Consider the following 15,586-nt stretch of genomic DNA (forward strand, 5'->3'; position numbering starts at 1 on the left):
CATGAGCCTACTTTGGTAGGCGTGCGGGACGTGCTTGCCGAGCTGATGCCCATCTGGCGCGCGGGTGACACCGCGGGGCTGGCCACCGTGGTGCGAACATTGCGATCGGCGCCCCGACCACCCGGTGCCTCGATGGTGGTGGCACCGGACGGTTCGGTGAGCGGCTCGGTGTCGGGCGGGTGTGTGGAGGGCGCCGTCTACGAAGTCGCTGTCGAGGTTGCCCACAGCGGGACGCCACGGCTGGAACGGTACGGGGTCAGCGAGGATGCCGCCTTCGCGGCGGGCCTGACGTGCGGCGGCATCATCGACGTCTTTATCGAATCCATCTCGCGGGCGACGTTTCCCGAACTCGGCACGGTGGCAGACGACATCGACGCGCAGCGGTCGGTCGCCATCGCCACCGTCATCAGCCACCTGGACGCCCAATGGGTAGGTCGCAGGCTCCTGGTGCGGCCGGGCTCGCTGTCGGGATCGCTGGGTTCGGCGCGCGCCGACGCAGCGGTCACCGACGACGCGCGGGGTCTACTCGCGTTGGGGCGTGCCGACATTCTGGAGTACGGGCCGGACGGGCAACGCCGCGGCGAAGGCATGGAGGTGTTCGTATCCAGCTACGCCCCGCGTCCGCGCATGCTGGTTTTCGGCGCCATCGATTTCGCCGCTGCGGTGGCGCGGCAGGGATCGTTCCTGGGTTACCGGGTCACCGTCTGCGATGCGCGGGCCGTGTTCGCCACCCCGGCCCGCTTTCCGACAGCCGACGACGTCGTGGTCGAATGGCCCAGCCGCTATCTGGCCGCCCAAGCCGAGGCGGGTGCCGTCGACGAGCGCACGGTGATCTGCGTGCTGACCCATGATCCGAAATTCGACGTTCCGCTGCTCGAGGTGGCGCTGCGGCTTCCCCGGGTGGGGTATGTCGGGGCGATGGGATCACGCCGGACCCACGACGACCGGATGCACCGGCTGCGGGCGGCCGGGCTGACCGATGCCGAGCTGAGCCGGCTGGCCAGCCCGATCGGACTGGACCTCGGCGCGCGTACGCCGGAGGAAACCGCGGTCTCGATCGCCGCCGACATCATCGCTCGGCGCTGGGGTGGGGATGGTCGTCCGCTGACCGAGACGAGCGGGCGCATCCACCACGACGCAGAGGTCCAAGGCGACTTCAGGGATCCCTTAACTCGATATTGACGGCCATTTCAGGTGGGTCGACACTGTCGGCATGCAAGTACCTGGGCCCTTCGAATACGAGCGTGCGACCAGCGTTGACCACGCCGTCAGATTACTGGATCGACTGGGGGAGACGGCGCGCGTCATCGCCGGCGGCCACAGCCTGCTGCCGATGATGAAGCTGCGCATCGCCAACCCGGAATACCTGGTTGACATCAACGAATTGGCGCCTGAGCTGGGATATGTGATCACCGATCCGACGCTGGTGCGCATCGGTGCGATGACTCGGCACCGCGAGATCTTGGAGTCCGACACCCTGGCCGCGGTATGTCCCATCTTCCGCGACGCCGAGAAGGTGATCGCTGACCCGGTGGTGCGTAACCGCGGCACTTTGGGTGGTTCGCTGTGCCAGGCGGACCCGGCTGAGGATCTGGTGACTGTCTGCACGGTGCTGGGCGCGGTATGTCTGGTGCGCGGGCCGGCGGGTGAACGCGAGATACCGATCGACGACTTCGTGGCGGGACCCTACGAGACCACGCTGGCCCACAACGAGATATTGATTGAAGCGCGAATACCGTTGCGTCACAGAACATCCAGCGCATACGCCAAGGTCGAGCGGCGAGTCGGTGACTGGGCGGTGTCGGCGGCCGGGGCGGCCGTTACGGTGGATGGCAAGACCATCGTCGCCGCCCGGATCGGGCTGACGGCGGTAAATCCCGACCGGGACGCGCTGGCCGAGCTGGCGGCCACGCTGGTCGGTCAACCCGCTACCGAAGCGACCTTTGCCGAGGCGGGCCGCCGCGCCGCGCAGGCCTGCGAGCCGGTGGCTGATATCCGCGGCACCGCCGAATATAAGCGGCACTTGGCCTCCGAACTGACCATCCGTACCTTGCGTACCTCGGTAGAACGCGTGCGCAGTATCCCCGAGCCGGAAGGGAACTAATCATGCAGGTGAACATGACCGTCAACGGCGAACAGGTCAGCGCCGACGTCGAACCCAGAATGCTGCTGGTGCACTTCCTGCGGGATCAGTTGGGGCTCACCGGGACTCACTGGGGATGTGACACCAGCAACTGCGGCACCTGCGTGGTCGACGTCGACGGGGTACCGGTCAAGTCCTGCACCATGCTGGCCGCCATGGCGTCCGGGCACAGCGTGCGAACCGTAGAAGGACTGGCTAGCCCCGACGGCACACTCGACGCGGTGCAGGAGGGCTTCATGCGCTGCCACGGCTTGCAATGCGGCTTCTGCACACCGGGAATGATGATCACTGCCCGCGCGCTGCTGGACCGCAACCCCGACCCCGACGAGCAGACTATCCGGGAAGCAATCTCCGGGCAGATCTGCCGCTGCACCGGATACACCACCATCGTGCGCTCCATCCAATGGGCCGCCAAGAACTCCACCGTAAAGGTCGAGTCATGACAACTATCGAGTCAAGGCCTCCCTCGCCCGAAGACACCGCCGACAACGACCAAAAGCCGTGCGGCCATGGCCGGATGCTGCGAAAAGAGGATCCTCGGTTCATCCGCGGCCGCGGTACCTACGTCGACGACGTCGCGCTGCCCGGCATGCTGCACCTGGCGATTCTGCGCTCGCCGTATGCGCACGCCCGCATCGTCAGCATCGACACCACTGCGGCCCTGGCCCATCCGAAGGTCAAGGCGGTGGTGACCGGTGCCGACCTGGCCGAAAAGGGCCTGGCCTGGATGCCGACCTTGTCCAATGACGTGCAGGCCGTGCTGGCCACCGACAAGGTGCGCTTCCAAGGCCAAGAGGTGGCGTTCGTCGTTGCCGAAGACCGGTATTCGGCCCGCGATGCGCTGGAGCTCATCGACGTCGAGTACGACCCGCTGGATCCTGTCGTGGATGCCCGTAGGGCGCTCGACCCTGCCGCTCCGGTGATCCGCACCGATCTGGACGGCAAGAAAGACAACCACATCTTCGACTGGGAAACCGGCGACCCGGCCGCCACCGAAGCGGTGTTTGCCAAGGCCGATGTGGTGGTCAAGCAGGAGATGGTCTATCCGCGGGTACACCCCGCGCCGATGGAAACCTGCGGTGCGGTAGCCGATTTGGATCCGGTCAGCGGCAAGCTGACACTGTGGACCACCTCGCAGGCCCCGCATGCGCACCGCACGCTGTATGCGTTGGTAGCCGGCCTACCCGAACACAAAATCCGGGTCATCTCCCCCGACATCGGCGGCGGGTTCGGCAACAAGGTGCCGATCTACCCCGGGTATGTGTGCGCGATCGTCGGCTCCCTGGTACTGGGCAAGCCGGTCAAATGGATGGAGGACCGCAGCGAGAACCTGACCTCCACCAGCTTCGCCCGCGACTACATCATGGTCGGCGAGATCGCGGCCACCCGCGAGGGCAACATTCTGGCGATCCGCAGCAACGTCCTGGCCGACCACGGCGCGTTCAACGGCCAAGCGGCGCCGACGAAATACCCGGCCGGCTTCTTCGGGGTGTTCACCGGCAGCTACGAGCTGGACGCCGCCTACTGCCACATGACCGCGGTGTACACCAATAAGGCGCCCGGGGGCGTGGCGTATGCGTGCTCCTTCCGAATCACCGAGGCGGTGTATTTTGTCGAGCGGCTGGTTGATTGCCTGGCCTACGAGCTGGCAATGGACCCGGCCGAGCTGCGACTGCGAAACCTGTTGAAAGCCGAGCAATTCCCGTACACCACTAAGACCGGTTGGGTGTACGACTCGGGTGACTACGAGGCGACCATGCGCAAAGCCATGGACATGATCGGCTACGACGCGTTGCGGGCCGAGCAAAAGCAGCGCCGGGCGCGCGGTGAGCTGATGGGCATCGGCATGTCGTTCTTCACCGAGGCCGTTGGCGCCGGCCCACGCCGGGACATGGACATCCTGGGCCTCGGTATGGCCGACGGCTGCGAGCTGCGCGTGCACCCGACCGGCAAAGCCGTGGTGCGGCTTTCGGTTCAGTCTCAGGGCCAGGGCCACGAGACGACGTTCGCGCAGATTGTCGCCGAAGAGCTGGGTATTCCACCCGACGACATCGAGGTGGTGCACGGCGACACCGACCAGACACCGTTCGGGCTGGGCACTTACGGCAGCCGCTCGACCCCGGTTTCGGGCGGGGCCGCCGCGCTGGTGGCTCGCAAGGTGCGCGATAAGGCGAAGATCATCGCGTCGGGCATGCTGGAAGTCTCGGTAGCCGACTTGGAATGGGAGAAAGGAGAATTCCACGTAAAGGGTGACCCGTCGGCAGCGGTGACCATCGCCGACATCGCGATGCGCGCCCACGGGGCCGGTGACCTGCCCGAGGGCATCGAGGGCGGGCTGGACGCCGAGGTCTGCTACAACCCGTCGAATCTCACCTACCCGTACGGCGCGTATTTCTGTGTGGTCGACGTCGATCCGGGCACCGGTGTGGTCAAGGTGCGCCGCTTCTTGGCGGTCGACGACTGCGGCACCCGGATCAACCCGATGATCATCGAGGGCCAGGTGCATGGGGGCATCGTCGACGGCATCGGCATGGCGTTGATGGAAATGATCGCGTTCGACGAGGACGGTAACTGCCTGGGCGGCTCGCTGATGGACTACCTGATCCCGACCGCGCTCGAGGTGCCGCATCTGGAGACCGGGCACACCGTGACGCCGTCACCGCATCATCCGATCGGCGCCAAGGGCATAGGCGAGTCGGCGACAGTGGGGTCGCCGCCGGCAGTAGTCAATGCGGTGGTTGATGCGTTGGCGCCCTACGGTGTTCGCCACGCCGACATGCCGCTGACGCCGTCGCGGGTCTGGGAGGCCATGCAGGGCCGGGCGAAGCCACCGATTTAAACCATGACGACGATCGGCGAACGGGCTCAGCAACTCGTCGCGGCGCGAACACCATTCGTGCGCGCGACGGTGGTGCGGGCTCAGCCGCCGGCGTCGGCTTCGGCCGGCGACGAGGCGATTCTGTTGGCCGACGGCACCATCGAGGGTTTCGTCGGCGGTCAGTGTGCACAGAACTCAGTGCGCAAGGCCGCGATGGGGGTGCTGCAGGCAGGCGAAAGTGTGCTGCTGCGGGTGCTTCCCGACGGCGATGTGCACTTTCCGGAGGCGCCGGGGGCGTGCGTGGTGGTCAACCCGTGCCTGTCCGGCGGGGCGCTGGAGATCTTCCTGACCCCCCAGCTGCCGGCGCCGCTGATTCAGATCCACGGCGCCACTCCGATTGCCGACGCGCTAAGCCAGTTGTGCGGCGCCCTGGGATACGAGGTGCGCGACGACACCGACCTCGCGGACACCAGCGCGGTGGTGATAGCCAGCCATGGCGGGCCGGAAGCCGAAACCATCCGCGCCGCATTGGAAGACGGCGTACCCTACATCGGCTTGGTGGCCAGCAAGGTTCGCGGCGCCGCGATCGTAGACTCGCTTGGGCTTTCCGAGGCCGAACGAGCCAGGGTGCACACCCCGGTCGGGTTGGCTATCGGCGCCAAGACACCCGCCGAGATCGCGGTGTCGATTGCTGCCGAACTCATCGCGGCGTTGCGGCACGGCGGCCTGAACCGGACTATGCCCCTGCAGGGTGCACCCCGCGAGGCCGTCGACCCGGTGTGCGGCATGACGGTGATGATCGGACCGGCCACCGCGCACCTGCGACTGGCCGACCGGGACTACTGGTTCTGCTGCCCTGGCTGCCAGGCGGCGTTCGCCGCGGGGAACGCGAGCCGATGACCGTCACCGGCGTCGTCCTGGCGGCCGGCGGCTCCCGCCGGCTCGGCACGCCCAAACAGCTGCTGCCGTACCGGGATACCACGGTCCTGGGAGCCACCCTCGATGTCGCCCGCAGTGTCGGGTTCGAGCAACTGATTGTCACCCTGGGTGGTGCCGCCCAAGCGGTGCGCGATGCGGTGCCGCTGGGCGGGGCGGACGTGGTGGCTGTGGAGGACTTTGGCACCGGGTGCTCGGCGTCGCTGCGGGTCGCGCTGAAACGGGTCGACCCGCGAGCCGCTGGTATTGTGTTGATGCTCGGTGACCAGCCAGGAGTTGATCCGGCAATAGTGCAGCAGATGATCGCCGAAGGGCCGGCCGCAGACATCCTGGTGTGCCGCTACAGCGACGGCATCGGACATCCGTTCTGGCTGCGCCGCAGCACATTTAGCGCGGTATCGCGATTGCATGGTGACAAAGGGGTCTGGAAGCTGGTGGAAGCGGGCAAGCACCCGGTGGCTGAGCTCGCCGTCGACGGCCCGGTGCCGCTCGACGTGGACACCTGGGACGACTATCGGCGGCTACTGGAATCGGTGTCGCGATGATTTTTGCTGGGCCTGAGGATGTCATCCGTCGATTCGACGCCCACGATTATTTGCTTGACATCGGCACCGCGTCGGCGATCTATCTGGCGGTGACGCTCGGCCGGCCGTTGCTGTTGGAGGGCGAGCCCGGCGTCGGCAAGACCACGGCCGCGAAAACCCTTGCCGTGGTTCTGGATACCACGCTGGTCCGGCTGCAGTGCTATGAGGGGCTGACCGCTAGCGAGGCGCTCTACGACTGGAACTACCAGCGACAGCTGCTGTCGATCCGGCTGGCCGAGGCGCGCGGGACGAGTATCGAGGAAGCTGATCTCTACACCGAGGCCTACCTGCTGGATCGGCCTATCTTGCAGTGTGTCCGGCACCGTGGGCCTACCCCGCCGGTACTGTTGATTGACGAGATCGACCGTGCCGACGACGAATTCGAAGCGCTGCTGCTGGAGTTTCTCGGTGAATCCGCGGTCACCGTGCCAGAGTTGGGTACCTTCGTCGCTGAGCGGACGCCGATCGCGGTGCTCACCTCCAACCGCAGCCGCGACCTACACGACGCGCTGCGGCGGCGTTGTCTGTACCACTGGATCGACTACCCGGAGCCGGCCCGGGCCGCCGCGATCGTGCGCCGGACTGTGCCCGGGGCCACCGCGCCGCTCATCGAACATGCCACCCAATTCGTCGGTAGCACACGCGATCTCGACCTGGACAAGCCGCCGGGCGTGGCCGAGACCATCGACTGGGTCGCCGCCCTGGTGACGCTTGGTGTCGCAGCTCTGGCCGATCCCGCCGTGACGGCTAGCCTGGGCGCACTGGCTAAGACACCCGATGACCTGACCCTGATTCGTGACGCGCTCGTCGAGTACAGCCGGACCTGAGAGGACCTCAACGATGAAGATTGCCAACCACTTCGCCGTCAGCGCGCCGATCGAGCAGGCCTGGGACGTGCTGTGCGATCTGGAGAAGGTGATCCCGCTGATGCCCGGGGCGCAGCTGACCGGCCACCAGGGCGACGACTACCTGGGCAAGGTCAAGGTCAAGGTCGGCCCGGTCACCAGCGAATTCAGCGGCAAGGTGCACTTCGTTGAGCAGGATCGCTCCCAGCACCGCGCGGTGATCGACGCCAAAGGCAAGGAGGCGCGTGGAACGGGCAATGCTGCCGCCACAGTTACCGCCCGGCTGCGCCAAGACGGGGACCGTACCAGTGTCACCGTCGACACCGACTTGAAAATCGTCGGCAAGCTGGCCCAATTCGGCAGCGGAATGCTGCAGCAGGTTTCGGAGAAGTTGTTGAGTCAGTTCGTGGACTCGCTGGAAGCTGAGCTGGCCGTTAAGGGCCCGGTGCGCCCTGCTGCTGGCGCGCCCGAGCCAGCACCGATCGACCTGCTGGAACTCGCTGGCGCCGACCGGCTGAAGAAGTACGGGGTCGTCACGCTGGCGGTGATAGCCGTGCTGATCCTGCTCTGGTTGCTGCGGCGGCGACGCTAACGCATGAGTACCCCGTTGCTGTTGCGGGGCGTCGACCTGGCCGCCTACGCGGCCGCCATGGTGGCGCGGCTGCGCACTGCCGGGGTGCAGGTGTCCGCGAGCGGCCCGGCGAGCTTTGTGCAGGCGCTGCGGCAGTTGGTGCCGCACTCGGTATCGACCTTGTACTGGGCGGCACGTTTGACCTTGGTGAACCGCTCAGAAGACCTCGCCGCATTCGACGCCGTGTTCACCGAGGTGTTCGGGGCCATCGACGCCGACGGAACCCGGCGATCTGTACCGTCGCCGACGATCGCCGGACCCCGCACCCCCGCAGCCGGGATCGCGCGTCGCTCCGGCGGCACATCTCAGACGGCCGCCGGCACTGTCCCCTGGGCCAGCCTGACCGTCGATCAGCACAACGCCTCCGGTCCCCGCCTTCGCCTGCCCGACTTTTTGCCCAGCCGCATCGCCGGGCTGGCTGATGAGCCGTTTGACCATTTTGACGCCGACGATCTGCGCGCGCTGGGAACGTGGCTAGCGCATGCGCTGCAACGCTGGCCCGCTCGACGCACCTTGCGGTTCGAGTCCAGCCGCCACGGCAAACGCGTCGACCTGCGCGCGACGATGACCGCGTCACGGTCGACCGGCTGGGAGTCCGTGCTACTCGCGCGTACTCGGCCGCGCCGGCGACCCAGGCGGATCGTGCTGGTCTGCGACGTGAGCCGATCCATGCAGCCCTACGCCGCGATCTATCTACACCTGATGCGGGCGGCCGCCGTTCGCCAATCCAGGATCCGGCCCGAGGTGTTCGCTTTTTCGACGACGTTGACCCGGCTTACTCCGGTGCTATCGCACCGATCGGCCGAGGTAGCGCTGCAACGGGCCAACGCCAAGGTCACCGACCGCTACGGCGGCACGTGCATCGGCCGCAGTGTGGATGCTTTGCTGGCCCCGCCACACGGCAACGCGCTGCGGGGCGCCGTGGTCATCGTGGCCTCCGACGGTTGGGACAGCGATCCCCCTGAAGTCCTGGACCACGCATTGGCCCGGTTGCGTCGCCGCGCCGAGTTGTTGGTTTGGCTCAACCCGCGCGCGGCCCAACCCGATTTCGCGCCGCAGACCGGTTCGATGGCCGCGGCGCTACCGTACTGCGACCTGCTCTTGCCGGCGCACTCGCTGACCGGCTTGCGGCAGCTGTTCTTGGCGTTGGCTAGCACTCGATAAGGTCGGCAGTATGGACCAGCTATGGGCCAACCGGGCTGCCACCTCGGAAACCGCCGTCACACAGCGCCACCTCAAACGGCTGTGGGCGCTGCAGGGAACGCAGCTGGGGGTGGTGGCCTGGCCGTGGGATCACAAGGACCGGATGTTCGGTACCTGGCACTACTGGTGGCAGGCGCAGCTGCTGGATTGCCTCGTCGACGCGGAGCTGCGCGACCCGCAGCCGCAACGGCGCGCCATGATCAACCGGCAGCTCCGCTCGCATCGGCTGCGTAACAACTTCTCCTGGCTCAACAGCTACTACGACGACATGGCGTGGCTGGCGCTGGCGCTGGACCGCGCCGCCCGGATCGCCGGTGTGCACCGGCGCCGTGCGCTACCCAAACTCGCCGACCAACTCGTCAAGGCATGGGTGCCCGAAGACGGCGGCGGCATCCCGTGGCGCAAGCAGGACCAGTTCTTCAACGCCCCCGCCAACGGGCCGGCGGGCATCTTTCTGGCCCGCTACGACGACTGGCTCAAGAGAGCTGAGCAGATGGGCGACTGGATCGACCGCACCTTGATCGACCCGGAGACGCATCTGGTGTTCGACGGCATCAAAGCCGGCTCCTTGGTGCGTGCCCAATACACCTACTGCCAAGGCGTGGTGCTCGGGTTGGAAACCGAGCTGGCCGTCCGCACCGGCAACCCACACCATGCCCAGCGGGTCCACCGGCTGGTGTCGGCTGTCGACCAGCACATGGCACCCGGTGGAGTGCTCAGGGGCGCCGGCGGCGGCGACGGCGGCCTGTTCGCTGGCATTACCGCCCGTTACCTCGCGCTGGTGGCCACCACGTTGCCGGGTGACGCCGCCGACGACCTCGCAGCTCGCGACACCGCCCGCAGCATCGTGCTGTCCTCGGCCAGGTCGGCCTGGGATTACCGGCAAACAGTGGACGGGTTGCCGGTCTTCGGGGCGTTCTGGGACCGTGACGCTGGCCTGCCCGGCGCCGGCGGTCAGCAGGCACAGTTCATCGAGGGCGCCGTGAACAGTTCGGAGATTCCCGAGCGCGACCTGTCGGTGCAGCTCTCGGGTTGGATGCTGATGGAAGCCGCTCACAGTGCGGCCGCGGCTAATTCACTCGGGTAGCGCGGACTGGGCCTTTTCTGCGCGGCGCCTGGAGCGGTAGCTGCGCCAGGCCGCGGTCATCGCCGGCAGCAGCGAAACGAACAGGATGCCCAGGATGATCTTTTGCAGGTTCTGGTGGACGAATGGCACATTGCCTAGAAAGTAACCCGCCAAGGTCACACCGGCTCCCCAGGTGACACCGCCGACAATGTCGAAGCCCAAAAATACCGGATAGCGCATGTAGGACACCCCAGCGACCACCGGCACGAAGGTCCTCGCGAACGGCACAAAGCGGGCCAAGATGACCGTCCACGGGCCGTACTTTTCGAAGAACGCATGCGATTCGGTCACGTAGTGCTTCTTGAAGAACCGCGAATCCTCTTTCTTGAACAGCGCCGGCCCGATCCGGCGGCCGATGAAATACGCGTTCTGATCGCCGAGTACCGCCACCAATGCAACGGATGGCGCCAGCACCCCGATGCTGACCGGCGGGTGGGCACTTGCGGCCAGCAGCCCGCCGGTGAACAGCAGCGACTCCCCGGGCAGCAGCGGGAACAGCAAGCCGGTCTCGATAAAGACGATGACCAGGATTCCGGGCAGCACGGCGGACCCGAAAATGCCGTCGGCGCCCAGCCAGTACATCGGGTCGAGGATGTCCGGCATGGCCATCACGGCGGTGTTCACGATGTCCCAACATACCGGCGTGCACGTGTTGCCATACTGAGTGCACCCAGCATTCTTCGAGGAGGAAGTTTCATGCCCATCGCAACGCCCGAGGTCTACGCCGAGATGCTGGGACGTGCCAAAGAGAATTCCTACGCCTTCCCGGCCATCAACTGCACCTCTTCGGAGACCGTCAATGCCGCACTAAAAGGCTTCGCTGACGCCGGAAGCGACGGAATCATCCAGTTTTCCACCGGCGGCGCGGAATTCGCTTCGGGTCTGGGGGTCAAGGACATGGTGACTGGCGCGGTGGCGCTGGCCGAGTTCACCCACGTCGTTGCGGCCGAGTACCCGATCAACGTCGCGCTGCATACCGACCACTGCCCGCAGGACAAGCTCGACCGCTACGTGCGGCCGCTGTTGGCGATCTCATCCGAGAGGGTCCGCGCGGGTCGCGATCCTTTGTTCCAGTCCCACATGTGGGACGGCTCGGCCGTTCCGATCGACGAAAACCTGGTTATCGCCCGGGAACTGCTCAAGCTAACGGCGGCCGCCAAGATCATCCTCGAGATCGAGATCGGCGTGGTCGGCGGCGAAGAAGACGGCGTTGCGCACGAGATCAACGAGAAGCTGTACACCAGCCCGCAGGACTTCGCAAAGACCATCGACGCCCTGGGCGCTGGTGAGCACGGGAAGTACCTGCTGGCCGCGACGTTCGGCAACGTGCACGGCGTCTACAAGCCCGGCAACGTCAAGCTCCGTCCCGACATCCTGGCCCAGGGGCAAAAGGTGGCGGCGGCCAAACTTGGATTGGCCGCGGACGCCAAACCGTTCGATTTCGTCTTCCACGGCGGTTCCGGCTCGCTCAAGTCGGAGATCGAAGAGGCGCTGCGCTACGGCGTGGTCAAGATGAACGTCGACACCGACACCCAGTATGCGTTCACGCGCCCGATCGTCGGTCACATATTCACCAACTACGACGGCGTGCTCAAGGTAGACGGTGAGGTGGGCGTCAAGAAGGTCTACGACCCGCGCAGCTACCTCAAGAAGGCCGAGGCCGGGATGACCGAGCGGGTGATCGAGGCGTGCAACGACCTGCACTGCGCCGGAAAGTCTCTAGCCGGCTGAACTCGCGCGCCCAGCGTGAACTCACTGCGAGTTTCGGGCCGGATTTTCGCAGTGGTGACACGCTCGGCGACGTCCGGCCGACTAGTTGCTGGGGGACTGGCAGATCTTCCACTGATCGTCGCGGAATTGCAGATCGAGGCTGCGCGTCGAGCGAACCTGCGGGTCATAGGCCATGAACGTGGTGATGTTGGCCTCGGCATGCTGGCCGTTGACCACAATCTGGTCGATGCTGGCGACGACCGGATACTGCTTGGCCGCTGACACCCGGTGATACGTTTCCGCCCAGGCGTGCTCGTCGTAGTCCACGTAGCCGTCGCGGGTCGCGCCGCAGGTGATACTGCGCAGCGTGGTCAGGTCGCCAGTCTGAATGGCAATGTCAAAGCTTTGGATCGTTTGGCGCACCTGGTCTTCCTGCGACACTGCCGAGTGCTTGCCGCGGGTCAGCAGCACGGTGCCCAGGACGGCGATTGCCGCCAACGCCAGCACGATCACGACGATCGCCAGCACCCAACCCCAGTTGCGTTGCTTCAGGGCCGGCGTGCTTGCGCCGCCGCGGGGTGGGAAGGATTGTGGCACAGCAGTTTTAGGTGGCATACCGGTGGGCGGCGGTGGACCTTGTGGCGTCGGCTGCAGGTGGAAGACCTCGGTGGCGGCCTCCGGGGCGGTGGCGATGACCTGGGTTTCTTTGGAGTCGAAGCCCGGAGCGGTGAAGCGGCGTTCGCGTTGCCCTTGGTCTGCCGGCTCGGGGTTGTTTTCGTCGGGCTGGGAGATCACCACGGTCTCGGTTTCGGCGTCGTCGGGGATCAGTGGGTAGCCTTCGGTGATTGCGGTGTCTGCTTTGTCTTCCGGGCCAGCCGGTTCGTTCTTGTTCTCAGTGCGGTCGCGGTCGGGCTCGGGTGCGTTGGGCATGAGTGCTGCTGTCCTCCCGCTATCGAGTCGGTCGTTTGGAGCTTAGCGACCAGACCCCGAATTGGCGTGATCGCCGAGGTAGGCCGCGATCGGGGAACGGCCACAGTGGTCCATCACGGCGCTTGGCACAATGGGGTCCATGACGCCGATGGGTGATCTTCTGGGACCCGATCCGACTCTGCTGCCCGGCGATAGTGAGGCCGAGGCGAAGCTGCTGGCCGGAGAGCATCCGGGCATCGTCGCCGCCGCTCATCCGTCAGCGTCGGTGGCCTGGGCGGCCCTTGCCGAAGAGGCGCTCGCTGACGACAAAGCCATCACCGCCTATGCCTATGCCCGCACCGGCTACCACCGCGGCCTGGACCAGCTGCGCCGCAATGGCTGGAAGGGTTTCGGTCCGGTGCCGTACTCCCATGAGCCCAATCGTGGTTTCCTGCGCTGTGTGGCTGCGCTGGCGCGGGCCGCCGACGCAATCGGGGAGACCGACGAGGTCCACCGCTGCCTCGATTTGCTCGACGACTGCGACTCCGCGGCCCGGTCGGCGCTGGGCTTCTAAACGCCTGCTAGAACGTTTCCACGCACGAATCGGCATCGTCCGGGCAATCGATCTGGACGGTGGCGTGGTCCAGTCCACGGGCTGATAGCAACGCGCGTGCCTCGCGTAGCACCGGGCCGGAGTCGCCGTCGCTGGTCAAATGCACGGTGACCATGTCCTTACCGGGCGACAGCGTCCAGACATGCAGGTCGTGCACGTCCGTCACGGCGTCGACGGCGAGCAGCGCGGAACGAAGTTCCGACACGTCGATGTGGCTGGGTGACGACTCGGAAAGGATGCGAAGTGCGGTGCGGGCCAGGGCGATCGCTCGGGGGAGCACCCACATGCCGACCAGGACCGCCACCACCACATCGGCGTAGGGCCAGCGCGTAGTGACGGTCACCACACCCGCGATCAGCACCCCGAAGCTACCGACCGTATCAGCGACGACCTCCATGTAGGCGCCCTTGACCGCCAGGCTGCCCTCGGAGTGGGAACGCAGCAACAACGCCACTACGAAATTGGCCAGCAAGCCCGCTAGCGCCACCACAATCATCGGCACACCGGGGATCGACGGTGCCTCGCGGAGACGATCGATCGCCTCGTAGACGATAAATAGTGCGACGCCGATCAGCAGCACCGCGTTGGCTACCGCGGTGAACACCTCGGCGCGATGCCAGCCGTAGGTGCGGTCCGGTGACGAGCCGCCCCGCCTGGCCAGCATGACCGCAGCCAGACCCATGAACACGGCAACGACGTCAGTAAGCATGTGCCCGGCATCGGCCAGCAGCGCGATCGAGTTGATCAGCACCGCGGTAGTCAGCTCCACCACGAAGAACGCCGCCAAGATCGCTGCGGCAGTAATCATCCGGCGGATGATCCGCGCCCCAGCGGGAGCGTGCGTGTGATTATGGCCGGCGCCCATGCCGGGTAATATATGCGAACTAGCGCATATAAAGCAACACGGTCAGATCCAGCGGCTCCAGAAGCGGGTTAGCGCGTTGCCCGTGCCCGCCAGTAGATGAGGCACCCCGGAGAAGTCGAACAGCCAGCCGACCAGGCCGAACAGCCACTGGTTCAACGCCGGTGTCAAGAGCACCAACAACAGGATGAAGACTCCGAACTGTTTGGCGGGTGCCAGTGCGCGCTGCGTGTCCGGGCTGAGATGCGGCTCCAAGGCGTCGTAGCCGTCCAGGCCGGGGACCGGCAGCAGGTTCAACACCACCGCCATGATCTGCAGGAAGCCCAGGAATGCCACCCCGGCCCATAGCACCCAGTGGTCTGCGTCGTAGCACAACCGGGTTGCGCTGAGCAGTAGCACCGCCAGCACCGCGTTGGCCGCCGGTCCGGCCAAACTGACCAGGGTGCGCCGGGCTGGCGTCATGAACCAGGTGCGCAGATACACCGCGGCGCCCGGCAGGCCGATCCCGCCCAGCGCGATGAACACCATCGGTAGCAGCAGTGACAGCGCCGGGTGGCTATAGCGCCGCGGGTCCAGGGTCAGATAGCCACGAATTGCGACGTCGTGATCGCCGAATCGCCACGCGGTGAACGCATGACCGAACTCGTGTAGGCACAGCGAGACCAACCAGCCGGCGATCACCAGGATGAACACCCCGGCGTAGGCAAGTGGCCGCACGCTGTCACCGGCCAGCCAGGCCAGCGCCCCTCCGACGGCGGTCAATCCGATCAGACCCAGAAATATCGGGCTGGGCCGAACTGACTCGTGCAGGCCCATCTCTCTCACCTGGGGAAAACTACCGGACCAGCAGCCAGCCTTCGACGTGGCGGTAGAACGTGGACCGCCGCACCGACCGGGGCGCCGCAACACCGTCGCGCACCACGTCGGCTCCGGTGCTGCCGAGCTGGGCGGCGCGCCCGCTGACCCAGCGGAACCATGGACGGGCGCCGGGGGTGGCCCGCAGCCCGGGAAGTGTGAGCGTCGGCTCAATATGCACCCCGGCGGCCGCACCGTCGAACAACACGGTGTCGTCGACCACCGCCTCGCCGTGGATCACCCGCGCCCCGTGCGGCGGCAGCCAGCTGGCCCGGCCGACGATCACGGTGCCGGTCTCGTCGCGGATCAACGGCACCCGGCGGGCAGTCCCGCCTCGTGCGCGCCGCGCCG

The 15,586-nt window shown here is 66.3% G+C and carries 15 protein-coding genes and 2 pseudogenes; 12 read left to right on the top strand and 5 right to left on the bottom strand.

Annotated features, from left to right (window positions below):
• The first annotated feature begins 21 nt into the window (after positions 1-21).
• From F0Q45_RS18430 to F0Q45_RS18475, 10 genes and pseudogenes are all read left to right on the top strand, one after another.
• Complete coding sequence (locus F0Q45_RS18430) at positions 22-1,182, top strand: XdhC family protein (RefSeq protein WP_188113010.1); 1,161 nt, start codon at positions 22-24, stop codon at positions 1,180-1,182.
• 31 nt (positions 1,183-1,213) lie between these two features.
• On the top strand, positions 1,214-2,104 hold the full coding sequence (locus tag F0Q45_RS18435; RefSeq protein ID WP_149655311.1) for an FAD binding domain-containing protein: 891 nt from the start codon (positions 1,214-1,216) through the stop codon (positions 2,102-2,104).
• Positions 2,105-2,106: 2 nt separating this feature from the next.
• Positions 2,107-2,586, top strand: coding sequence for a (2Fe-2S)-binding protein (locus F0Q45_RS18440; RefSeq protein ID WP_149655312.1), 480 nt, complete (start codon positions 2,107-2,109; stop codon positions 2,584-2,586).
• Positions 2,583-4,982 carry an aerobic carbon-monoxide dehydrogenase large subunit gene (locus F0Q45_RS18445; protein ID WP_149655313.1) on the top strand — a complete coding sequence of 800 codons (2,400 nt, stop codon included), beginning with the start codon at positions 2,583-2,585 and terminating at the stop codon, positions 4,980-4,982. Before F0Q45_RS18440 ends, F0Q45_RS18445 begins: the two co-directional genes overlap by 4 nt.
• 3 nt (positions 4,983-4,985) lie before the next feature.
• Positions 4,986-5,687 (top strand): annotated as a pseudogene (locus F0Q45_RS18450) (XdhC family protein); the annotation flags it as partial.
• Between the two features lie 170 nt (positions 5,688-5,857).
• Positions 5,858-6,442 (top strand): nucleotidyltransferase family protein, encoded by a 585-nt coding sequence (locus F0Q45_RS18455; protein WP_149655315.1) that lies wholly within the window; start codon positions 5,858-5,860, stop codon positions 6,440-6,442.
• Positions 6,439-7,308 (top strand): AAA family ATPase, encoded by an 870-nt coding sequence (locus F0Q45_RS18460; protein WP_149655316.1) that lies wholly within the window; start codon positions 6,439-6,441, stop codon positions 7,306-7,308. The genes F0Q45_RS18455 and F0Q45_RS18460 overlap by 4 nt, the downstream gene beginning before the upstream one ends.
• 13 nt (positions 7,309-7,321) lie before the next feature.
• A complete protein-coding gene (locus F0Q45_RS18465) occupies positions 7,322-7,918 on the top strand; it encodes an SRPBCC family protein (protein ID WP_149655317.1) in 597 nt (198 codons plus the stop codon).
• A 3-nt stretch (positions 7,919-7,921) separates the two neighbouring features.
• Positions 7,922-9,121, top strand: coding sequence for a vWA domain-containing protein (locus F0Q45_RS18470; RefSeq protein ID WP_149655318.1), 1,200 nt, complete (start codon positions 7,922-7,924; stop codon positions 9,119-9,121).
• Between the two features lie 10 nt (positions 9,122-9,131).
• A complete protein-coding gene (locus tag F0Q45_RS18475) occupies positions 9,132-10,247 on the top strand; it encodes a glycoside hydrolase family 76 protein (protein ID WP_149655319.1) in 1,116 nt (371 codons plus the stop codon).
• Here F0Q45_RS18475 and F0Q45_RS18480 read toward each other — a convergent pair.
• Positions 10,236-10,910: a DedA family protein gene (locus F0Q45_RS18480; RefSeq protein WP_149655320.1), complete on the bottom strand. Its 675-nt coding sequence runs from the start codon at positions 10,908-10,910 to the stop codon at positions 10,236-10,238. The genes F0Q45_RS18475 and F0Q45_RS18480 overlap by 12 nt on opposite strands.
• 72 nt (positions 10,911-10,982) lie before the next feature.
• Here F0Q45_RS18480 and fbaA point away from each other — a divergent pair, with 72 nt between their 5' ends.
• Positions 10,983-12,017: a class II fructose-bisphosphate aldolase gene (fbaA, locus tag F0Q45_RS18485; protein ID WP_149655321.1), complete on the top strand. Its 1,035-nt coding sequence runs from the start codon at positions 10,983-10,985 to the stop codon at positions 12,015-12,017.
• Positions 12,018-12,098: 81 nt separating this feature from the next.
• On the opposite strand, the gene F0Q45_RS18490 is transcribed toward fbaA, so the two are convergent.
• Positions 12,099-12,926, bottom strand: a complete 828-nt coding sequence (locus F0Q45_RS18490; RefSeq protein ID WP_149655322.1) for an Rv0361 family membrane protein — start codon at positions 12,924-12,926, stop codon at positions 12,099-12,101.
• Between the two features lie 139 nt (positions 12,927-13,065).
• Here F0Q45_RS18490 and F0Q45_RS18495 point away from each other — a divergent pair, with 139 nt between their 5' ends.
• Positions 13,066-13,479 (top strand): DUF3151 domain-containing protein, encoded by a 414-nt coding sequence (locus tag F0Q45_RS18495; RefSeq protein ID WP_149655323.1) that lies wholly within the window; start codon positions 13,066-13,068, stop codon positions 13,477-13,479.
• A 7-nt stretch (positions 13,480-13,486) separates the two neighbouring features.
• Here F0Q45_RS18495 and F0Q45_RS18500 read toward each other — a convergent pair whose 3' ends face one another.
• From F0Q45_RS18500 to F0Q45_RS18510, 3 genes and pseudogenes are all read right to left on the bottom strand, one after another.
• Positions 13,487-14,383: a cation diffusion facilitator family transporter gene (locus F0Q45_RS18500; protein WP_149655324.1), complete on the bottom strand. Its 897-nt coding sequence runs from the start codon at positions 14,381-14,383 to the stop codon at positions 13,487-13,489.
• 42 nt (positions 14,384-14,425) lie between these two features.
• The gene (locus tag F0Q45_RS18505; RefSeq protein WP_149655326.1) at positions 14,426-15,196 is read right to left on the bottom strand and encodes a site-2 protease family protein; all 771 of its coding nucleotides are present in this window, start codon (positions 15,194-15,196) and stop codon (positions 14,426-14,428) included.
• A gap of 19 nt (positions 15,197-15,215) precedes the next feature.
• Positions 15,216-15,586, bottom strand: a pseudogene (locus F0Q45_RS18510) (peptidase M50); the annotation flags it as partial.

Source organism: Mycobacterium simiae (assembly GCF_008370645.1).
Classification (GTDB): Bacteria; Actinomycetota; Actinomycetes; order Mycobacteriales; family Mycobacteriaceae; genus Mycobacterium; species Mycobacterium simiae_A.